Origin of the sequence: Anaerosolibacter carboniphilus (assembly GCF_014205875.1) — a bacterium.
Lineage (GTDB): Bacteria > Bacillota > Clostridia > Peptostreptococcales > Thermotaleaceae > Anaerosolibacter > Anaerosolibacter carboniphilus.
On the sequence record NZ_JACHEN010000017.1, the window covers coordinates 1 to 20,803 of the forward strand.

20 protein-coding genes are annotated in these 20,803 nt (G+C 39.4%); 17 read left to right on the forward strand and 3 right to left on the reverse strand.

The annotated features are described in order from the left end of the window. The first annotated feature begins 205 nt into the window (after window positions 1-205). The 4 genes from HNQ80_RS25975 to HNQ80_RS13695 all read left to right on the forward strand — a co-directional run bounded on the left by HNQ80_RS25975 (window position 206) and on the right by HNQ80_RS13695 (window position 2,805). Window positions 206-310 (forward strand): DUF1858 domain-containing protein, encoded by a 105-nt coding sequence (locus HNQ80_RS25975; protein WP_243183257.1) that lies wholly within the window; start codon window positions 206-208, stop codon window positions 308-310. Between the two features lie 107 nt (window positions 311-417). Next, window positions 418-2,070 (forward strand): FAD-dependent oxidoreductase, encoded by a 1,653-nt coding sequence (locus HNQ80_RS13685; protein ID WP_184311232.1) that lies wholly within the window; start codon window positions 418-420, stop codon window positions 2,068-2,070. 25 nt (window positions 2,071-2,095) lie between these two features. After that, window positions 2,096-2,320, forward strand: coding sequence for a sulfurtransferase TusA family protein (locus HNQ80_RS13690; RefSeq protein WP_184311233.1), 225 nt, complete (start codon window positions 2,096-2,098; stop codon window positions 2,318-2,320). 11 nt (window positions 2,321-2,331) lie between these two features. Next, window positions 2,332-2,805, forward strand: a complete 474-nt coding sequence (locus HNQ80_RS13695; RefSeq protein WP_184311234.1) for a DsrE/DsrF/DrsH-like family protein — start codon at window positions 2,332-2,334, stop codon at window positions 2,803-2,805. Between the two features lie 53 nt (window positions 2,806-2,858). Here HNQ80_RS13695 and HNQ80_RS13700 read toward each other — a convergent pair whose 3' ends face one another. Beyond that, on the reverse strand, window positions 2,859-4,073 hold the full coding sequence (locus HNQ80_RS13700; RefSeq protein ID WP_184311235.1) for a phosphate ABC transporter substrate-binding protein PstS family protein: 1,215 nt from the start codon (window positions 4,071-4,073) through the stop codon (window positions 2,859-2,861). A gap of 231 nt (window positions 4,074-4,304) precedes the next feature. On the opposite strand from HNQ80_RS13700, the gene HNQ80_RS13705 reads away from it, so the two are divergent. After that, window positions 4,305-4,577 (forward strand): metal-sensitive transcriptional regulator, encoded by a 273-nt coding sequence (locus tag HNQ80_RS13705; protein ID WP_184311236.1) that lies wholly within the window; start codon window positions 4,305-4,307, stop codon window positions 4,575-4,577. A gap of 3 nt (window positions 4,578-4,580) precedes the next feature. Here HNQ80_RS13705 and HNQ80_RS13710 read toward each other — a convergent pair whose 3' ends face one another. Next, entirely contained in the window at window positions 4,581-5,033 is a 453-nt protein-coding gene (locus HNQ80_RS13710; protein WP_330602883.1) for a DUF3189 family protein, read from the reverse strand. A 281-nt stretch (window positions 5,034-5,314) separates the two neighbouring features. Here HNQ80_RS13710 and HNQ80_RS13715 point away from each other — a divergent pair, with 281 nt between their 5' ends. From HNQ80_RS13715 to HNQ80_RS13725, 3 genes are all read left to right on the forward strand, one after another. Beyond that, window positions 5,315-6,499 (forward strand): SpoVR family protein, encoded by a 1,185-nt coding sequence (locus tag HNQ80_RS13715; RefSeq protein ID WP_184311238.1) that lies wholly within the window; start codon window positions 5,315-5,317, stop codon window positions 6,497-6,499. Between the two features lie 658 nt (window positions 6,500-7,157). After that, window positions 7,158-8,732 carry an AbgT family transporter gene (locus HNQ80_RS13720; protein WP_184311239.1) on the forward strand — a complete coding sequence of 525 codons (1,575 nt, stop codon included), beginning with the start codon at window positions 7,158-7,160 and terminating at the stop codon, window positions 8,730-8,732. A 115-nt stretch (window positions 8,733-8,847) separates the two neighbouring features. Next, window positions 8,848-9,960: a M20/M25/M40 family metallo-hydrolase gene (locus HNQ80_RS13725; protein ID WP_184311240.1), complete on the forward strand. Its 1,113-nt coding sequence runs from the start codon at window positions 8,848-8,850 to the stop codon at window positions 9,958-9,960. A gap of 42 nt (window positions 9,961-10,002) precedes the next feature. On the opposite strand, the gene HNQ80_RS13730 is transcribed toward HNQ80_RS13725, so the two are convergent. Beyond that, window positions 10,003-11,916, reverse strand: a complete 1,914-nt coding sequence (locus tag HNQ80_RS13730; RefSeq protein WP_184311241.1) for a sensor histidine kinase — start codon at window positions 11,914-11,916, stop codon at window positions 10,003-10,005. A gap of 330 nt (window positions 11,917-12,246) precedes the next feature. Here HNQ80_RS13730 and HNQ80_RS13735 point away from each other — a divergent pair, with 330 nt between their 5' ends. The 9 genes from HNQ80_RS13735 (at window position 12,247) to HNQ80_RS13775 (ending at window position 20,398) form a co-directional block, all read left to right on the forward strand. Continuing rightward, on the forward strand, window positions 12,247-13,716 hold the full coding sequence (locus HNQ80_RS13735; RefSeq protein ID WP_184311242.1) for an aminotransferase class I/II-fold pyridoxal phosphate-dependent enzyme: 1,470 nt from the start codon (window positions 12,247-12,249) through the stop codon (window positions 13,714-13,716). Between the two features lie 341 nt (window positions 13,717-14,057). Then, window positions 14,058-14,201, forward strand: coding sequence for a hypothetical protein (locus HNQ80_RS13740; protein WP_184311243.1), 144 nt, complete (start codon window positions 14,058-14,060; stop codon window positions 14,199-14,201). Window positions 14,202-14,326: 125 nt separating this feature from the next. Then, window positions 14,327-15,280 (forward strand): DMT family transporter, encoded by a 954-nt coding sequence (locus HNQ80_RS13745; RefSeq protein ID WP_184311244.1) that lies wholly within the window; start codon window positions 14,327-14,329, stop codon window positions 15,278-15,280. 408 nt (window positions 15,281-15,688) lie between these two features. Then, complete coding sequence (locus tag HNQ80_RS13750) at window positions 15,689-16,720, forward strand: acyl-CoA dehydratase activase-related protein (RefSeq protein ID WP_184311245.1); 1,032 nt, start codon at window positions 15,689-15,691, stop codon at window positions 16,718-16,720. Beyond that, entirely contained in the window at window positions 16,677-17,777 is a 1,101-nt protein-coding gene (locus HNQ80_RS13755; RefSeq protein WP_184311246.1) for a 2-hydroxyacyl-CoA dehydratase, read from the forward strand. The genes HNQ80_RS13750 and HNQ80_RS13755 overlap by 44 nt, the downstream gene beginning before the upstream one ends. 18 nt (window positions 17,778-17,795) lie before the next feature. Next, window positions 17,796-18,767, forward strand: a complete 972-nt coding sequence (locus HNQ80_RS13760; RefSeq protein ID WP_184311247.1) for an acyl-CoA dehydratase activase — start codon at window positions 17,796-17,798, stop codon at window positions 18,765-18,767. Between the two features lie 141 nt (window positions 18,768-18,908). Further along, a complete protein-coding gene (locus tag HNQ80_RS13765) occupies window positions 18,909-19,100 on the forward strand; it encodes a cold-inducible protein YdjO-related protein (protein ID WP_184311248.1) in 192 nt (63 codons plus the stop codon). A gap of 128 nt (window positions 19,101-19,228) precedes the next feature. Continuing rightward, window positions 19,229-19,810, forward strand: coding sequence for a DUF4230 domain-containing protein (locus tag HNQ80_RS13770; RefSeq protein ID WP_184311249.1), 582 nt, complete (start codon window positions 19,229-19,231; stop codon window positions 19,808-19,810). Between the two features lie 153 nt (window positions 19,811-19,963). Continuing rightward, the gene (locus HNQ80_RS13775) at window positions 19,964-20,398 is read left to right on the forward strand and encodes a tetratricopeptide repeat protein (protein WP_184311250.1); all 435 of its coding nucleotides are present in this window, start codon (window positions 19,964-19,966) and stop codon (window positions 20,396-20,398) included. Window positions 20,399-20,803: the final 405 nt, after the last annotated feature.

The window sequence follows — 20,803 nt, forward strand, 5'->3', positions numbered from 1 at the left end:
GCGTACTTCCATTAAAGCAAAAGAGGTTCTTTTTTTCATTATTAAAATTTTTCCATTGTCAATCTGTAATTATTTCTTTGATGCAACATTAGAACTCTTAGGCCCTTTTTTCTTTTATTAAATATGAATTTATTGTTGACTTTTTGTTAGGGAGAGAATAATATAATATTAGAAATACCCCATATCCAGGGGGAGGGGGAAAGAGGTGAACGAAGTGTTTCATCAAGATTCAATTATTTATGATGTTTTGGCAAAGTATCCAGATGCAGAGAGGATTTTTAAAGAATTCGGCATTCGGTGCTTTGGATGAGGTGGCGCTCTTTATAAAAGCATAGGCTATGCTTCTAAAAACTATCGTGTGGATATAGATGCCTTATTAAGTCAGTTAAATCAATTAGGAAGATAGGAGTGGAAGAAATGAGTCAAAAGGTACTGGTTATTGGGGCCGTAGCTGCAGGTACTAAAGCTGCAGCCAAAATGAAAAGAGAAAATCCTAGGGCGGAGATTGTGGTTGTAACGAAGGATGAGTATATCTCCTATGCGGGCTGCGGGTTACCTTACTACATTGGTGGCATCATTGAAGAAAAGAAGGAATTGGTGGTAAAGACCCCAGAAGATTTCAAGCTATTAACAGGAATTGATATTTTTACAAAGCAGGAAGCAATTAGAATTGATAAAGCGTTAAAGGTAGTGGATGTTAGAAATTTAGTGACGGGAGAAGTGAAACAGTATACTTACGATGATCTAGTGATCGCCACAGGGGCATCACCCTTTGTGCCGCCGATTGAAGGTAGGGAGCTAAAGGGAGTTTATCCAGTAAGAACAGTAAATGACGCCCAGGCCATTCGAGAACTGGTAGATCAAGGGGCTGTAAAAAAGGCTGTGGTTATTGGCGGTGGATTTATTGGATTGGAGGTGGCAGAAAACCTTCACCATAAGGGCATTGAGGTATCTATCGTGGAGCTAGTGCCTCATATCCTACCACCTTTTGATGAAGAGATTGCCCTCTATGCACAAAATTACATGACGGATCAAGGGGTCCATATTTATACCAGTGAAAAAGTTCTTTCTTTGGCAGGTCAGGATGGCCAGGTAACAAAGGTAATTACAGACCAGCGGGAAATTGAAGCAGATTTAGTGATTATGTCGGTAGGGGTGAGACCGAACAATCAACTAGCGAAAGAATTAGGCTTGGAACTAGGCCCTACGGGAGCAATAAAGGTAAACGAATATATGGAAACCAGCGAGGCAAATATTTATGCTGTGGGAGATTGTGCAGAAAACATAAATCTGATTACAGGGCAGCCCGCATGGTATCCGATGGGGTCTACAGCGAACAAAATGGGTAGAGTTGCGGGTATCAATATGGCCAATGGAGAAAAAGACAGCCTAAAGGGTGTATTGGGTACAACCATCGTAAAACTATTTAAGCTGAATGCTGGAAAAACAGGACTATCGGAAAGAGATGCTCTTAAAGCAGGGTTTGAAGTAGAGACCGCATTGGTACCTGCCAATGATAGAGCTCACTATTATCCAGGATATAGGGAGATCATCACAAAACTCATTGTAGATAAAGCGAGCCATAGAATATTAGGTGCCCAAGTAGTAGGTGAAGGGGTAGTAGACAAACCTATCGATATTATTGCCACTGCCATCACTTTTGGTGCAAAGGTACAGGATTTAGAAAAGCTGGATTTGGCTTATGCACCACCATTTTCAATGGCCATGGCATCTACGATTTTAGCAGCCAATGTGTTAGTAAATAAGCTGACAGGAAAGGTAAAAGGAATCGGCCCTATTGAGATGAGAAACAGAGTCCATGAGTTGCAAGTAATTGATGTTCGAGATGAAGGATCTTTTATGATTGGTACCATTCCAGGGGCTGTAAATATTCCTTCCGGAGAATTATATATGAGAGCCGGAGAGCTAGATAAAAATAAAGAGACAGTTTTGGTATGTAAAATTGGTAAAAATGCTTATCTAGCGTATTTAAAGCTAAAAGAATTAGGATTTAAGCAGGTTAGAATTCTTGAAGGAGGCATGAATGCTTATCCTTTTGAACGAGAATAAATAGAGAAACGAGGAGGAACAACGAATGGCAGATATTCATTTAAATTGTAAGGGATTACAGTGCCCTGGCCCTATCATGCAGGTATTCAAAGCTGCAAAGGAAGCAAGCGTTGGTGATGTGATTCACGTAAAGGTAACAGATAGAGGATTTTCTAAAGATATCCAGGCTTGGTGCAAGAAAACAGGGAATGAACTGTTGGAGCTTGTAGATGGAGACACTGAAATTCAAGCAAAAATCCTTAGAAAGTAAGGGGAGAAACTATGGGAGATAAAAAGACGATTATTGTATTTAGTGGAGATCTGGACAAGGTGATGGCAAGCCTGATCATTGCCAATGGCGCGGCAGCCATGGGCAGTGAGGTAACCATGTTCTTTACCTTCTGGGGTTTGAATACCCTTAGAAAGGCCAAGAAGGTGAAAGTGAAGAAGGACTTTATGGAGAGTATGTTTGGCTGGATGATGCCTAGGGGTGCAGAAAAATTAAGTTTATCCAAAATGAATTTTGGAGGTATGGGTACCCAAATGATGAAAAGTATTATGAAAAAGAAGAATGTAAATAGTTTGCCAGAGCTCATTGAAAGTGCTCAAATGATGGGTGTCAAAATGATCGCTTGTACCATGTCTATGGATGTGATGGGGATTAAAGAGGAAGAACTGATAGATGGTGTGGAACTAGCAGGAGTAGCCAGCTATTTAGGAGAAGCCGATGAGGCCAATGTAAATTTATTTATATAATAAAAATGAAGATGGTATCCTAAGATCACCATCTTCATTTCTATTATATGGTTTTATTTTGTAATGGTTACTGTCATTGTATTTGCATCCCACTCAACTTTTGCACCAAAGGCTTTGGCGATGAAACCTGCAGGAATCATAGTTCTGCCATTGATGCTCTTTGCAGGGACATCTAATCCATCGATGGCGCTACCATTCTTTGTAGCCTTTGTGCTGCCAAGGGTCATTACTACGGTGTCCTTGCCAAGTACAGCAGTTACTTTTTGTGTTTTAGCATCCCAAGTTAAATTTGCACCAAGGGACTCTAGGAGTTGTCTTGCAGGAACCAATATTCTACCATTTTCATTGATTGGATTTACATCAAATGCAACAGCTTTACCATTTACTTTTACTGTGATTGTTTTAGGTGCGACAGGTGTAGTACCTTCAAGTTTTGTGCCTTCACTAACTGTAATATATTCCTTTGCAACAATCTTTTGTCCTTCAGCACTTAATGCAAAGTCAATAAACTGCTTCACTGCACCTGTTGGTGCGCTCTTTGTCAAATATAAGAAAGGTCTATAAATCTTATACTTTTTTGCTTTGATGTTTGCTTCTGTACAAGGAACACCTTCAACCTTTACAGCCTTAACGGCATTGTCCAAAGAACCTAGAGACACATATCCGATAGCATCAGGTGTAGAAGCTACAGTTTGCTTTACAGCTCCAGTAGATGGCTGTACCAAAGAGTTTTTGGATGTATTATCTACCGTTTTGCCTGCTGCATCTTTGCCTTGAATCCCAGTAATTTCGATAAATGCTCCCCTTGTTCCTGAGCCATCTTCTCTACTTACAACAACGATCTGCTTATCTTTTCCCCCAACTTCTTTCCAGTTTGTGATTTCGCCAGTGAAAACCTTCTTGATTTGGTCCATCGATAAATCTGCTACGTCGTTAGAAGTGTTCACTACAACAGCGATACCATCTAAAGCGATTTCAAATTCTTTTACAGTTTGTTCTTCTTTCTTCAATTCCCTTGAGGAAGCCCCGATATCTGCTATGCCATCTTGCGCTGCCTTGATACCTACGGAAGAGCCACCACCTTGGACCTCAATCTTGATACCAGGATTCTTTTTCATGAACTCAGCTGCCAATTCATCAGACAATGGTTGTACGGAAGTAGAACCTGCGATAACAACTTTCTGATCTGCTGCAAAGGCAACAGACATGGGCGCACATAAGCTTACAATCATCATGAATGTCAGCACCTTGCTGATTAGTTTTTTCATTTCATATACCCCCTATATATTTTTGAGCCATTCATTGACTCTTCTAAATGGATTATAATGGATATAATTTTTAAAATAAATACGAAAACACGATTGTTAACGGAATTGCATGAAAATTAACTTATTTTACCTGGCATTAACAAAAATAATGAAAAACTAGTAATTCTCTTTTTTTACAGGTAGTTTTGTGGCAAAATAGAAATAATAGATCAATAGGAAAGGAAGTGTCATATGTCAAGGGAAAAAGCGAAAAGTGATGTAATCAATCGGTTGAAAACCATCAAAGGACACATTGCAGGCATAGAGAAAATGATTGAAGAGGATAAATCCTGTGATGATATATTGCTTCAGATTGCAGCGATTAAGGCATCGATCCATAAGGTGGGACTTGTGATTATGGAGGAGCATGCCAAAGACTGCCTCATCAATGTGGACGAAGGGGAGATGATCGAAAAAGAGAAAGTAGAAAAAGTATTAAATACTCTCGTAAAGTTTATAAAGTAGCACCTATGGTGCTACTTTTAGTTTTGCATTTTTTACGATGGATACAATCTTTGGATAGGCATTAAAGGTGCCATGGACTACCAGCGATCTACCGAGAGTAACGAAACCCAATTGTCTTGAGCTCCAGTTTCCAATCCGTATCCACTGATTGATCGTAGGAGAGGTATCTACACATAATATTTCCTCAGGATTTCTATCAATCATTTGGAAAACAGAAGATAGAGCATGGCTTACTAACTGGGGGACACGATGGCAGCCAATGGTATAGATTTGATTGTTATTTTCATCTTTTCCGTGAAAAAAAAGCCTGCCTAAATCTTTTCTTTCCAATCCGTCAAAAAGAGGAATATTTAAAAGATCACTAGTGGAAGGTATTCTATCTGCAGGCAGCAAATTTAAGTGGATTGCGGCTGCAATGACCGAAGAGTGAGTTCCACTGGAATCATGATATACCACATACAAAAGCATCACCCACCTCAAAATTTATTAGAGAAAAAAGAATGGTATTAGTTTTTGCCAACAATCTAAAACTATACGTTTTTAGATTGTTGAGAGATATTTGAAAAAAGAAAATATACATCAATATGAGCCATTGGGCATATAGATGTATATTATATTAATAAGAATTTGATATGATTTGACACGATACGCCTTCGAAAGAACAATAGAGATCTGTGGGCGCAAATAGTAGACATACAAATGGGGCGGAAAACCTGAATGTGACTTAGGAGGGAAATATGGAAAAAGACAGAATGGATTATTTTATGAAATGGAAGGAAAGAATTGCTTCAGCAGTTTTAAGTCTTGGACTAGAACCTTATCCTCAAGAAATAAATGTGCTGAATGAAGAGGATTTTGCCATACACCGGCTCCATTATGGATTTCCTCTGCAATTACCGCGTTGGCGGTTTAGTAAAAAACAGCAACCCTTTAATCTTTTGGATCATAGAGGATTGTTTTATAGGATCGCTCTCTATGTACATCCTGATATTGCATATTTTTCCGAAAAAAGCACCCTTGAGGAAAAGATATTTGCTATGATTCATCTCCATATCTATAGTGATTTTGTAAAGCACAATCGGCTATTGAGGGAACTTTATAAAGATCAAGACGCCCTTGGGAATTTTGATATGAACCAAAGATATATCGTAGAAACCATAAATCAGGCGGAATTAGAGAACAAAGGAGTAAAAAAGATTTTGGAAAGCGCCCATGTAGTTAGATTTCAGGAAAATCATCTCCTTGATTTTATGATGGAACACGGGAGCATGGCAGAATGGCAGCGGAGATTGGTGGACATTATAGCAGCAGAAACTGCCTACTTTGTACCCCATTTAGAAACCATGGTAATGTATGAAGGCTGGGCTGGCTTTTGGTATGAAAAAATTCTAGATCTTTTAGATCTGCCAAACGAGATTCGAGAAGCATGCTTAAAGCTCCAGGGGCTGGTTTTTTATGATGGTGCAGGCTACATTAGTATAGAACGATTGGGAACTTTGATCTTTAAGAGTATTCAAAAAGCTTACGGTAAAGCTAAAGTTTTCGATGTGAGACGAGAAGAGACGGATAGAAGCTTCATTGAAAAGTATTTAGATCAGGCAGTTTATGAGGAATTAAGCAGCATTTGTGGTTTTGAAAAAGGTGTGCTGGAGAAACATAAAAAGAACCTGTTGGACTTGATGGGAACAAAGCGGATACCAGTGATACAAATAAAGGAGGTTCGTCCCCAGGATGGAGCTCTCTTGGTGGAGCATGTCTTTGATGGCAGAGAGTTGCAGCAGGAATATGTTTTTGAATTGTTAAAGGCCATGGTAACCCTTTGGGGGAATAAAATAATTTTGAAAACCAATTTTAATGCTATCAACAAGCTAGTCCTTTGCGATGAGTACCAGACCATCGCCATAAAGACTGAAGGGAAATAAAAGAAAGGATATGTTACAGAGTTTACAGTTGCTTTAAGATCCCATGACAAGGGTCATTGGAACTTGGACAGTATGATATAATAAGGATACCCAATATGAAATTTACCCCATCTTTACCGAATCTTATGAGAAATGGATGCTGCCAGCAGCATCCATTTTTTGTTCTTTAAACAATTGTGTAATACTTTCCAAACAAAATCACCAAAAGGAGGAAGAAAAACAAGAAGTTTGTAGGATGCTTACTGCAATAGGGTGTATCCTTAAGTAATAGGATTAACAGCAAGAAAAAGAACAAAAGGCTGTCTCGAGAGACTTTGACTGGGCTTGAGATAGACATGAATGGATGCACCTCCCTCTATCCTATAGTATTCGTCAGGGAGCCTAAAGGTACCAAGGAGGAAACAAATGGCTGATTTATAAAAAAAATTGAAGCGGATTAAATTTTTTTAATATTTCTACCAGACCTATTACAGAAATGTAAAACACAAAATAATGGGACTATGATATCATCTATAACGTGAACTTATGAAGGATTATAATTTTTACTGATGGAAAACATTTTCCAGAGTGCACTTATTTATTTTTATCCTCATAAGTCATGGAATGTAGCAATAGAAACCCAATTGCTAGCAAAATGAATCAGAAGGAGGAGAAAATCATGGCAAATGCTAAACAAATCACACCATCAGCAAGAAAGAGAGGCTTATTTGCAAGATTTCTTGATATGGTTGAAGTTGTAGGGAACAAGTTACCTCACCCAGCAACAATCTTCGTACTATTTAGTGTTATTGTAGCAATTATTTCGCACATTGCGGCAGTGGCAGGTGTATCTGTTGAATTTAATAAGGTTGATACGACAACGAAGGAAGTGGCATTAACGACAGTACAGGCGGTAAGCCTATTAAATGCCGATGGAATTCGTTATATGTTCTCCAAAGCGGTGGCAAACTTTACAGGTTTTGCGCCATTAGGAACAGTACTTGTGGCGATGCTAGGGGTTGGTGTAGCGGAAGGAACAGGACTTATTCAGGCATTATTAAGAAAATTAGTATTAAGCACACCAAAGAGATTAATCACATTAGTGGTTGTATTCGCTGGGGTTATGTCTAATGTTGCTTCAGATGCGGGCTATGTTGTATTGGTTCCATTGGGTGCCATTATATTCTTAAGCTTTGGTCGTCATCCATTGGCTGGTCTTGCAGCAGCCTTTGCAGGGGTATCTGGTGGTTTTAGTGCCAACTTGCTAATCGGTACAATCGATCCACTATTGGGTGGAATTAGTACAGAAGCGGCAAAATTGGTAAGTACAGGCTACACTGTAGCACCTACTGCCAACTGGTATTTTATGATTGTATCCACATTCTTAATTATGATCCTTGGTACACTGGTTACAGAAAAAATAGTTGAACCAAGATTGGGTGAATACAAAGGCAGTGAAAAAGTTGATTTACATGACCTAACAGCTGCAGAGAAAAAGGGTTTAAATGCAGCACTTATTTCCATGATCATCTTCGTAGTTGCAATTGTTGCTTTAGTAGCACCAGCTAACGGAATTTTAAGAAATCCTGCAGACGGAACAATCCTTGGCCATTCTCCATTTATGGATGGATTGGTACCGATTATCATGTTATTCTTCTTAATACCAGGGATAACTTATGGTGGTTTTGCTGGAACGATTAAGAATGATAAGGATGTTGCCAGTGCAATGGGGAAAGCCATGGCTTCCATGGGTTCATACCTAGTATTAGCGTTTGCAGCAGCACAATTTGTGGCGTACTTTGGTTATACAAATCTAGGTACAATCCTAGCTGTTAAGGGAGCAACTTTCTTAAAGGCCACAGGTATGACAGGATTCCCATTAATCATTGGATTTATCATTGTATCAGCGTTTATTAACCTATTTATCGGTTCTGCTTCAGCGAAGTGGGCAATTATGGCACCAGTATTCATACCAATGTTAATGCAATTAGGTTATTCTCCAGAGTTTACACAAGTAGCGTACAGAATTGGTGATTCAACAACAAATATTATTTCTCCATTAATGTCATACTTTGCTGTAATCGTTGCCTTTGCACAAAAATATGATAAAGAAACAGGTATTGGTACACTGATTTCTACAATGGTACCTTACTCCATCATATTCTTACTAGGATGGACAATCATGCTGGTAATCTGGTCAGCACTTGGTTTACCAATTGGACCTGGAGCAGAAATGTATCTACCAGGTATGTAGTTAATAAAGAGGCACCTTTTAGGTGCCTTTTCTTCTACTATCTTATGTATGAAATGCAGGGAAATATGAAAGATTAGAGAATAGAGAAAGTATCTGGAAAAATGGAGGAAAAAAAATGATCAACAGAGAACGAATCGTCAATGAGTTTTTAAAGTATGTACAAATTGATAGTCCCACAAAGCAAGAAGGAAATTTTGCGAAATTCATTAGTGAGGAATTAAAGAATATCGGACTAGAGGTATACATAGATGATGCAGGGGAGAAGGTAGGATCTGATACTGGAAATGTCATTGCGAAGCTAAAAGGCGTAAAGGATGCTGCTCCAATTCTTTTTAGCTGCCACATGGATACGGTATCTCCTGGTGTAGGTATTAAACCCATCATCAAGGATGATGTGATTTATAGTGATGGAACCACAATCCTGGGTGGAGACAATAAAGCTGGAATATCCGCTGTGGTCGAAGCATTGAAAGTCATTAAAGAAAACAATATTGAGCATGGACCTATCGAGGTTGCCTTTAGCATTTTTGAAGAAGGTGGATTGTTTGGGGCAAAGAATTTTGACTATAGCAAATTAGAATCAAAAATGGGATTTGTGCTAGACAGTGGCGGGGACCCAGGCCAAATCGTAGTAAAGGGTCCTGCTCAAGATAAAATCAATGCAAAATTCATTGGTAGGCCTGCCCATGCAGGGGTTGCTCCAGAGGAAGGCATCAGTGCCATCCAAGTGGCGGCTGCTGCCATTACGAAAATGAATCTTTTAAGAATCGATGAAGAAACGACAGCCAATATTGGTGTAATTCAAGGGGGACAGGTGACAAACATTGTGTGTCCTGAAGTGGAAATCAAGGCAGAGGCAAGAAGTTTGAGCAATGAAAAACTTGATAAGCAAACGGCCCACATGGTGGAATGCCTAAAGGAAGCAGCGGAGGAATTTGGTGCGAAGGTAGAAATCGAGACAGAAAGAATGTATGGGGCTTTTGTGATTGACGAGGATGCCGAGATTGTTCATATAGTGCAGAAGGCATGTGAGAATATAGGCCTGAAAGCTTTTACCAGCTCTTCAGGAGGTGGCAGTGATACGAACATTCTTAATGGAAATAGCATCACAGCAGTAAACCTAGGAATAGGAGAAAAGAAGCCTCATACTCTGGAAGAACATTTGAAAATCGAAGACTTGGTAAACACAGCAAGATTGGTACTAGAAATCATCAAAACTGTAGCATAATACAAAAACCTTCAGGATAAGTTTAATCCTGGAGGTTTTCTGTTACGAATATATATCAGAAAACTCGATACGAATCTTTTCCACCTTTGGAGAATCGATGTTGGAATAAACGGGAGTACCAGATGTTTTGCTTTGAATCCTGCATCCGGGGAGAATCACAACAAACTGACTGCCTTCTCCTTCTTTACTCTCTACGGTAATGGTGCCTTTATGCATCTCCACGAAGGATTTTACCAAAGATAGACCGATGCCACTGCCTTCATGAGTTCTGTTCATGAGGGGATTTGCTTGGCGGAATCTCTCAAAAATAATCTTTTGCTTATCCAAAGGAATACCTCTACCGGTATCCTTGACTGAAATCAATACGTGATCTCCTTGGTCCAATATGTTTACCCATATGCGCCCATCTGGCTGCGTATGCTTTATAGCATTGGATAGAAGGTTCAACATAATCCTTTCAATTTTATCGGCGTCGCAAGCGATTGTTTTTTCCTCCACGTTGGTATCAAACTCAAGGGTAATTCCTTTGCTTTCTATAAATTCAGCAACGGAAAGGGTAATATCCTCTACGATATTGACGATATTTTGGTTTTCCAATTGGAGTTTCATAAAACCAGTATCTACCCGAGTAATATCGATTAAGTTGTTGATGAGCCGGAGGAGGCGAAAACAATTTTGTTTTATGATATGGAGGTCCTTGCTTATGCCAGGGCAATTTTGATCAGGATTTTCTCCTTGCCTGGCATAGATGAGCTGAAGGGCACCGAGAATTACATTTAAAGGCGTTTTAAATTCATGGGACAGATTGGAGAAAAATTCTGTTTTCAATGCATCGTATTCTAAGGTCTCCTTTAGTAGCTTTTGATTTTGATTCATGATGTTTCTTAATTGAGCTTCCGCTTTTTTTCGCTCTGTAATATCTCTGGAGATGGAGAGGACAACCCGTTCACCATTGAGGGTAAAAAAATGGGCATTATTTTCATAGGGAATCTCTTGACCATCCTTTGTAAGCAACACGGTTTCAAAGGTGATATGGTCCTGATGCAGTAGTTTTTTTATGGTTTCGCGACCCTCTGCTGTTTTATTAGGGGAGGTGATACCACAGGGGGTCATGGAAAGAAGTTCATTTCGATCATAGCCCAATCGCTGGCAAGCCACGTCGTTTATTTCTATATATCTTCCTGGCGTACCATCCTCATGGAACTGATAAAGAAAAATCAGGTCATTGGCGTTATGGAAAAGCTTGCGAAACTTTTTCTCGCTGCGCACAACAATTTCTTCAGCGGATTTCCGTCCATGATTGTTGATGATGGTTCCCGTTATTTTCACGGGTTTTCCAAGGGCATCCCACGATCCTTGGGCGCGGAGAAGAAACCATTCATAGTCTCCGACTTTGGTTTTGATACGAAGCTCTGATTCATAGGCCCCTTCTCTGTTTTTGAGATAAGTACTCATGCTTTTGTGGAAACATTTCAAATCCTCGGGATGTATAAAATGTTTGGCAAGTTCAACGTTATAATCAAAGTCTCGATCCAAGTATCCCATGGCGTTTCTCCATTTTTTAGACAAGTAAAGGGTTCTAGAAGAAATGTCATATTCCCAAATACCATCGGTAAAATTTTCTATAATCGTTCTCACTTCCTGGGTACTTAGCTCCGCTTGATCCTTTAACGAAAAGATAAGCTGGACATCTCGCTTTAAAATAAGATAAAGTACTATGGTAGTAAACAAAACATAGGCTGCACCAGTGATTTGTTGTACTTTATTCAAAACAAATAGATCATGGATAAATTCTTCCAACAAGAAATCGGTAACATATACCCACAGGAGACCAATCGATAGATAAAGGAATGTGATCCTTAAACATATGTTTTTCGCTGTGGGAGAATCTTTGCCAGGAAGATTCAGAAATGAGATATTCTCATTATCCTTTTTTACTGTTCTACTGAGAAACACGGCACACTTCCTCCTGTATTTGAATTTGCTAGAATATAGGGTAATTACATACAACTTTACCAAATTCTACATATTTTTATATATTCCTGCTTTAAGGCCCCTATTTCTTTTAGAAAAGAAGGTAGATTATGTAGAAGAATAGGGGGGGATTCTTTTTGGTGGGAAATGGATAGAATACATGTAAATGCCTTGCTTAGAAAGGGATTATATTTCAAAAAAACTATTGCATTTTCCACAAAAATATATTTTAATATATCTATTGGTATTTAAGCATACAGACAAGATGGATAATTATACAAGCAGTATTTGCGTAGGAAGGGCGTGATAGATTTGAGAAAACTTGATCAAAATAGGGCTCCTCTTTTTGAGGCGCTGGTGGATTATCACAAGAAAAATGTAATCCCTTTTGATGTGCCTGGGCACAAACACGGTGTTGGAATACCAGAAATGGCGAAATATTTCGGCTCTACCATGTTGGAGTTGGATGTAAATGCCATGAAGTGTTTGGACAATATCTGTAATCCCATTGGTGTGATTAAAGATGCAGAGGAATTGGCGGCAGATGCCTACTATGCGGATCACTCCTTTTTTCTTGTAAACGGGACAACGGCAGGGGTACAGGCCATGATCATGAGTGTTTGTGAACCGGGAGATAAAGTAATCCTTCCTCGAAATGCCCATAAATCAGCTGTAACAGCACTCATTCTAAGTGGTGCAATTCCTATATATATTCAACCAGAGGTGAATGAAGACCTTGGAATCGCCATGGGTGTAAGCGTGGAGAGCGTAGAAAAGGCCATTGGAAGACATCCCGATGCCAAAGCAATCTTTATTGTAAATCCAACCTATTATGGAGCGATCTCTGATATTAAAGCCATCGTTAAAATAGCCCATCGATATGGGATGGCTGTTTTGGTAGATGAGGCCCATGGTGCCCATATGAACTTCCATCCAGAATTACCTCCGGATGCCATAGAATTGGGGGCAGACATGTGTGCCGTAAGTACCCATAAAACAGGAGGATCTTTAACCCAAAGTTCTTTGTTATTGCTTCGAGAAGGAATTGTGGATGCAAAAACAGTAAAGACTACCTTAAACCTAACCCAGACAACCAGTGCCTCTTATCTGCTCATGGCAAGTATAGATTTGGCCAGAAAGCAGTTAGCTACAAAGGGTGAAGAAATGCTTTCAGAGGTTTTACGATTGAGCCGTTGGGCGAGAGATGAGATCAATAAGATTGATGGACTTTATGCCTTTGGAAAAGAGTTGATTGGGACACCAGGGGTATATCATTTTGATGAAACAAAGCTGGGTATAAACGTTAGAAACATAGGACTCACAGGTTTTGAGGTTTATGACATATTAAGAGACGAGTACAACATTCAGACAGAGCTTGGCGATATGTATAATGTTCTTGCCATTATCAGTCTTGGAGATACCCAAGAAGCTCTCAGCGCTCTGGTAGATGCCTTAAAGGATATTGCTATGAAGCATCGTAGGGATGCGGAAGTGAAGCTGACAAAGGGAGCCCTAGAGAATCCTGATATCATTGTATCTCCAAGAGATGCTTATTATAGTGAAAAGCGCATTGTGAAGCTGGAGGACGCTGTAGGAGAGATCAGCGGAGAGTCCATTATGGCCTATCCTCCTGGAATTCCAGTGGTGACACCAGGAGAAAGAATCAGCAAGGAGATTATTGAATATATCAAGGTACTGAAAGAAGAGGAAAGCTTGCTTCAAGGTACAGAAGATCCATATGTAGATTACATTAAGGTTTTGGGAATAAACGGAAGAAGATAATAACAGCCTCCATATACGTATATGGAGGCTGTTGTTTGAAAAAAGAATCTATCCACTGAGACTTGTAAATTGACGACAAATCGCTTGTGGAAACGAGGGAAGAACCTATAGGGTTATAGGACAATAAAATAAGATAATTTGACGAAAATTAATGATTTTCTCGGATTTGAATAATAGCAATGGACATTGTATACTTATATACGTTAGTTAATAAAGAATGGTTGTTTATTCTGTATGTAGTGAAGATGAGACTAGGGTTACAGTTGGTTCATAGACAATATGATTTTTACACTGGCATCCAAAGGTTCATAGGCTTGCTATATTAGATTTGGAGGATATAGATGATCAAGAGGTATAAGTTAAGAAGAGGATGTCTTTACTACATCAAGGAGATGCACTTTCGTTCCCGTTGGCAGGAGCAGGTGTATAAGTGGAAGCTTAATTTGAGGGGATGGAAGCTAGAAGAGATCCGTGAGGAATACTAAGGAAAAAATGGATGCAGAGATGCATCCTTTTATTTTGAAAAAATTGAGTAAGTAAAGTTTTAGGTGTATAATTATTTCGTGGGGCTAAATTTTATAACTTACATAGAGGGGAATGGTGGATAGGGATGATAGATAGCAATACAAAGAAGAGAAATTTTACCTTCATAGACCTGTTACTACTGATTACTGTCATCATATGGGGCAGCAATCCTACGGTGGTGAAGCTGGGACTTAAAACGGTGTCTCCTTTTGCCTTCAATGTTGCCCGATATTTGGTAGCCACCATTGTCAGTTGGATGATTTTATGGGTCAAGGAGAAAGATTGGAGGATTGAGAGACAGGATCTCTTGGGTGTCCTTTCGGTAGGCTTTATTGGAAATTTTGTAAATCAAGCTTTTTTTATTATGGGTGTCAATAATACCACAGCAGGGAACAGTTCTTTGATCATGGCGGGCCTTCCCATGGTGGTGGCTTGCATAAGTATTGTTTTCGGATTGGAGAAGATTGATAAAAAAACAATCATTGGTAGCATGATATCTTTCACAGGAATTCTATTGATTGTTATGGGTACAGGAAACAAGGTGAGTATGACAGACCAATATTTTTACGGAAATATCATGGCCTTCTTTGGAACGGTCACCTGGGCTATCTATACCATTTTAAACAAAAGGTATTTGGAAAAGTACTCTGCATTGAAGCTTACGACTTATGGTGTCACCATGGGATTTGTATCGATGCTCTTTTTGTGGATGCCCTCCATCATTTCTCAGGACTGGCACCAGCTTTCTAGAACGAGCATATTAGGTATTCTATATTCTGGTGCTCTTTCTATCGCTATCGGAACAGTTTTTTGGAATATGGGGGTGAGCCAAGTGGGCAGCACAAAGACCTCTCTATATAATAATGTGACACCCATTGTGTCGGTGATCTGTGGCGGACTATTATTGGGAGAAGAATTGAAAATGCTGCAGGGAGTGGGTGCGGTTCTCATTTTCGGCGGACTTGCCATTACAAGAAAAAGAAAGAAGCCAGAGAATTTGAAAGAGATAGGAACGTTTCCACTTCAAGAAAAAGCATAAGTGAACATTTGTGCTTTTATTTGTTGTGTATCAAGGGTCTGCATGGAAAATGCAGGCTCTTTTTTGCGCCGTAATTCATCAGCAAAACTTATAGAGATATATTGTTTATATATATAGGAAAGTTCAAAGAAAAAATTATAAAATAATAAGTATATGGAATTTAATAAATGGCATAAACGCAAGATTGAAGGGTCTAGTGCAAGAGAATGAACATGGGAAGGACATGATTTCTATAGGTGAAACAAATACCACCGAATAAGGCAAAAAACGGTAAAAATGAACTTGGATTATCCTCATGAAAAATAATATAATTTGAACGTAACACAGTGAATAAAAGAATTTTAACAATCATAATTATTTGTTAGAGCAATCAATCAGTAACCATGATCGGATGAGGAGATGGAAAAAATGAGGGTGGGCATTCCTAGAGGACTTTTGTATCATTATTATTATCCTTTTTGGAAAACTTTTTTTGAAGAATTAAAAGTAGAAATCGTTGTATCTAGTCCTACTACCAAGGAAATCGTGAACAAGGGAATCGAATTCTCTGTACCTGAAATCTGCGTGCCCATGAAGGTGTATACAGGTCATGTGGAACAGATTATCAAAGAAGTAGATTATGTGTTTATACCTAGAATGGTATCTATTTCTGAAAAAGAATATTTTTGCCCCAAATTTATGGGATTGCCTGATATGATTAAATATACAGTACCAGGAGCTCTTAACAAGATATTAAGTCCCAAAATACAATCAGATAGCGATAGTATTGCAAACCCTAAGTTCTATGGAGAATTAAAGAGCCGTTTGGGCATCAGTTCCTGGGATTTGCACAGAGCGCTGAAGAAGGCGGATAAGGCTTGGAAAAGCTTTAGAGGGTTAAGTAGAAAGGGATATGTCTTAAGCGATGCGCTGGATATATTTGAGGGGAAGAAAGCACCATCCAAGGAGCCAAACTTCAAGGATGGAGAAGTCACCATCGGAATATTAGGCTATGTTTATGATATATATGATCCATTTATTAGCATGGATATAACAGATAAGCTGAAGGAACTGAACGTGAATATTCTTACCTTTGAGATGCTGGAAGATCGGGAAATTCAGGATAGCATCAAATTTATGCGTAAGAAGCTATTCTGGACCTTCAGCAATAAACTTTTAGGAGCAGGGTATCACTTTTATCAAAATCCAAAGGTAGATGGTATTATTCAAGTGACTGCTTTTAACTGCGGCCCAGATTCCATGATTGGTAAAATGATGGAACTTGAGTCTAATCATTTTGAAAAGCCCTTCATGACGGTTCGTATCGACGAGCATACGGGTGAGAGCCATCTGCAGACAAGGGTAGAGGCCTTTGTAGATATGATACGTAGAAAAAAAATGGCAGGAGGTGTGTCCCATGAAAGTAACCTTTCCCCATATGGGTTCAACACTGGTATATAGAAAGCTGGTGAAAATGTTGGGACATGAAGCTATTTCACCACCAAGGCCCAGCCAAAGAACCATAGACCTAGGGGTGAAACATAGTCCAGAGTTTGCTTGCTTTCCTATGAAGGTGATTATGGGCAGCTATATAGAGGCATTGGAGAAGGGCGCTGAAGTGATTCTAACTTCTGGAGGCCATGGACCTTGTAGAGCAGGCTTTTATGGAGAAATGCACAAACGGATATTAAATAATCTTGGATATGATGTAGATGTATGGGTATTTGATTCCATTAAAAGAGACTATAGTAACTTTATGAATATTGTAAGAAAGCTAAAGGGAAATCATTCCTGGATGAGATTATGGACGATTCTGAAGCTGTTGTACCAGGTGGCGAAGGATGTAGATGGTTTTGAGATGCAATTACAGACGAAGCGGGCCTACGAGATAAGAAAGGGAGACAGTACCCGAGTTTGGGATAAGATACAGCATATCTATGACGGCGTGCAGGATGAAAAGGATTTAAAGGAAGCAAGGAAGCAATGTCAGCAGCTGATCGATGACGTTGCCCTGGCAGAGGTTGGCGAGGAACAAAAGATTCGGATTGGTATTGTGGGAGAGATTTATGTAGTCATGGAGTCTGCTGCCAATATGAAAATGGAAGAGACCCTTGGAAGTCTTGGCTGTGAAGTGAGAAGAAGCCACTACTTGTCGGAGTGGATTGAGCACAATATGATTCCAAAGGTATTCTCCAAGTCCCATGAAGAAGAAATTTTGAAAAAAGGTGAAAAATATATCGAGATTCAGATAGGCGGACACGCCAAGGAGACCATGGGAAATATTGTAGACTTTCATGATCAAGGCTTCGACGGAATCATCCATTTAATGCCTTTTGGTTGTTTGCCTGAATTGGTATCCCAAAGTATTATGCCAAAGTTGATGGATGATTTAGATATTCCAGTGTTAACCATTGCCCTGGATGAACAGACGGGAATCTCTAATAATCTGACACGGATTGAAGCATTTTTAGATCTCATTCGAAATAAAAAAAGAAATAGATTAAGCAAAGTATCCTAGAGATGTGGGGGACAGATCATGGACAAAGTTTATTTAGGGATTGATGTAGGTTCTGTAAGTACAAATGTGGTCGCTATTGATGCAAATAACCGGGTATTGTCTAAGCAATATATCCGAACCAATGGACAGCCTTTGGAATCTGTGAAGACAGGGATTAAGAATCTGAAGAACGATATTGATGGAAAATATATAGTTTCTGGCGTAGGAACGACAGGCAGCGGCAGACAGCTGGTGGGAATTATGATAGGGGCCGATGTGGTGAAGAATGAAATTACAGCCCATGCGACGGCAACTATCAATTATGTGCCAGGTGCCAATACTATTTTTGAGATTGGTGGACAGGATTCTAAGATTATTTTTTTGAATAGTGGCTTGATTACCGATTTTGCCATGAATACGGTCTGTGCAGCGGGGACGGGATCCTTCTTGGATCATCAGGCTGAGCGATTGGGCATTCCCATTCAACAGTTCGGAGACTACGCCCTACGAGCCCAGCGAAAGGTGCGGATTGCTGGACGTTGTACTGTATTTGCTGAGTCAGATATGATTTCCAAGCAGCAGTTTGGTTTCTCTAAGGAGGAAATTATTAACGGGCTATGTGAAGCTTTGGTAAGGAATTATATCAACAATTTGGGTCGAGGAAAGAAAATTAGACCGCCTTATGTGTTCCAGGGAGGGGTAGCTGCCAACGCAGGAATCCGGGCTGCCTTTGAAAAGGAACTGGGAGAGAAGGTCACCGTGCCAGAGTATTTTGATGTGATGGGTGCCCTGGGGGCTGCGATTCTTTCAAAGGAATATGTGGAGCATACAGGTCATTCCACGAAGTTTAGGGGGTTTGAGGCGGCAGATATTGCGTTTACACCATCTAGCTTTGAATGCAGTGGATGTAGCAACCTATGTGAAGTGATCAAGGTGGAGATCAATGGAGAGACTGCGGCCATGTGGGGCGATAAATGTGCCAAATGGACCAATAGTGTAAAGAGTATATAAGTATGAAATAAATATAAAACCTTGGATAGCTGACTATCCAAGGTTTTATATTTATATACCAATATTTCCTAGTATAACATTCTCTTCTTCCAGGAGATACTATAAACATCTTTTTGAGACTGACATCGAGGAGGAGAGAATATGTTTTTTCATCATCAAGAGGAAGTGAAACCTGTATATGTAAAGCAAATGGTGGATGTGTGGCAGTGCCCCGATTGTATCGGTTGGATGCAAAAGGAGTTTACTGTATCAGCAAATCCTGTATGTCCATTTTGCACAAGTGCAATGATAGAGGGCACAAAAGAAATCAATGTTTTAGAACAAAACTGCTGAAACTTTTCAGCAGTTATTTTTCTGTATGTTAAAGATGAACATTTCTAATCTAGTAGACATAATATAGCATATAGGGGGAATTATTGGTATAATAGAGGAAAGGTAAGGGCGACAAGGGGGAAAATAAGATGAAAACTCGAAGAATGGGTATGCTGATAGCCCTTTTAGTGATCATAGTATTGCAGATTAGCTGGATGTACACAAGTCTGGGGTTTAAAAATCAAACTTCCACGAACGTTTCCAGTGTATTGGAACAAATCAAGCCTATTTCTGAGCTCAATACAGTGGAAATGTATTTTCATGATATCGTGGATTATGAGGACGCAAAGTATTTCCATGAAGTGGAGCTGCCCTTTACCAAAAAGAAGTTTATTTTTACTGTGAGAGCAAAGGTGAAAGCGGGCATTAACCTCAATAAAATAAACACAGAAGATATACAGATTGTGGATAAAAAGACGATAAAAATTAAGTTACCCACAGCAGAGATTACCTCTAAGGAAATATTAGAGTACAAGGCCTATGATGAGAAGGATAGCTTATTTAATGACATCAAAAATGAGGATACTTTTCATGCGTTGGAAGCATTTGAAAAGGACTTGGAGCAACAGGCCATAGAGATGGGGATATTAGAAAAGGCAGTAGAAAATGCAAAGCTGTCCATCAGACAGTTCTTAAAAGGCGCAGGATATGAAGAAGTGATCTTTGAATAAAGGATGACTTCTTTTATTTTTAATGAACAGCGTATCGCAGTTTACGCAATCTAGACCGGAAAGAATCTCTAAGAAAGGATTTCAAGCTTATGGAAGGAATTTAGCCCTATAGCTAGAATCTAATAATAAAATATATTATGGGGAGGAATTGGGATGGATTGGAATAAATTGTTCCGTGAAGGAGAACAATTGGTGAGTGAGCATAATTTTGGCGAGGCCATCGAACATTATAAAGGTATTATGGAACAGGCTGGTGAAGATCAGAAGATATATTATTGGGCCCTGAAGCATTTGGCTGACGTGGTAGGTTATATGGGATTGAGAGATTACTTCCAAGCCATTGATATTTATCAGAAGATTATCAATGAGTATGAGGCAGAGGATGATTCGCTATACAGCTGGTGCCAGTTAGATATTTCCAGAGCTTATCTAGAAATGGGTCTGGAAATGATGGAGAACTTTGATAACATGCGAGAAATCGTAGCTCTAGAAGATGAGGAAATGGAAAAGTACTTTGAGAAACTCACAGAAAGAAGAAATGATTACATCGAAAGAGAAGCGGAGATTATCTATAAAGGAAGATTATAGGATAGATAGAGTCAGATATAATCTTGTGCCAAAGTACATATGAGATTTTACAACGGTGAAAACACCCCAGAGAGGAGAAACACTCTCTTTTCGGGTGTTTTTTCTTATGTGAGAATTCTGTTAAATTTGGTATTGATTTTCGAAAACAATAGAAGCATATACACTGGCTCTTAGTACGTAAAAGATAAAGATTACGACATAATCATAGGGAAACGTTCCAAATTATTGTCCGCCCATAACCGAAACGACACAAGGGGCGTTCCATGCCCAGGATAGTAGCTGGGGTGGTATCTAAGGTCTAAGGGCGATTCATGAATCGCCCCTACCGATGTGTACAGTATCGATCGGCGCTCTCTGCCGTTCCGTGGTTTTTATCTATATCCTACGGAACGACAGAGTCGTCGT

Bases quoted from the DNA above. Each gene is read 5' to 3' on its own strand.
- HNQ80_RS13775 (WP_184311250.1), top strand. From the start codon at position 19,964: ATGGATTGGAATAAATTGTTCCGTGAAGGAGAACAATTGGTGAGTGAG.
- HNQ80_RS13740 (WP_184311243.1), top strand. From the start codon at position 14,058: ATGATCAAGAGGTATAAGTTAAGAAGAGGATGTCTTTACTACATCAAG.
- HNQ80_RS13765 (WP_184311248.1), top strand. From the start codon at position 18,909: ATGTTTTTTCATCATCAAGAGGAAGTGAAACCTGTATATGTAAAGCAA.
- HNQ80_RS13745 (WP_184311244.1), top strand. From the start codon at position 14,327: ATGATAGATAGCAATACAAAGAAGAGAAATTTTACCTTCATAGACCTG.
- HNQ80_RS13755 (WP_184311246.1), top strand. From the start codon at position 16,677: ATGAAAGTAACCTTTCCCCATATGGGTTCAACACTGGTATATAGAAAG.
- HNQ80_RS13705 (WP_184311236.1), top strand. From the start codon at position 4,305: ATGTCAAGGGAAAAAGCGAAAAGTGATGTAATCAATCGGTTGAAAACC.
- HNQ80_RS13715 (WP_184311238.1), top strand. From the start codon at position 5,315: ATGGAAAAAGACAGAATGGATTATTTTATGAAATGGAAGGAAAGAATT.
- HNQ80_RS13685 (WP_184311232.1), top strand. From the start codon at position 418: ATGAGTCAAAAGGTACTGGTTATTGGGGCCGTAGCTGCAGGTACTAAA.
- HNQ80_RS13695 (WP_184311234.1), top strand. From the start codon at position 2,332: ATGGGAGATAAAAAGACGATTATTGTATTTAGTGGAGATCTGGACAAG.
- HNQ80_RS13750 (WP_184311245.1), top strand. From the start codon at position 15,689: ATGAGGGTGGGCATTCCTAGAGGACTTTTGTATCATTATTATTATCCT.
- HNQ80_RS13770 (WP_184311249.1), top strand. From the start codon at position 19,229: ATGAAAACTCGAAGAATGGGTATGCTGATAGCCCTTTTAGTGATCATA.
- HNQ80_RS13725 (WP_184311240.1), top strand. From the start codon at position 8,848: ATGATCAACAGAGAACGAATCGTCAATGAGTTTTTAAAGTATGTACAA.
- HNQ80_RS13720 (WP_184311239.1), top strand. From the start codon at position 7,158: ATGGCAAATGCTAAACAAATCACACCATCAGCAAGAAAGAGAGGCTTA.
- HNQ80_RS13760 (WP_184311247.1), top strand. From the start codon at position 17,796: ATGGACAAAGTTTATTTAGGGATTGATGTAGGTTCTGTAAGTACAAAT.
- HNQ80_RS13700 (WP_184311235.1), bottom strand. From the start codon at position 4,073: ATGAAAAAACTAATCAGCAAGGTGCTGACATTCATGATGATTGTAAGC.
- HNQ80_RS13690 (WP_184311233.1), top strand. From the start codon at position 2,096: ATGGCAGATATTCATTTAAATTGTAAGGGATTACAGTGCCCTGGCCCT.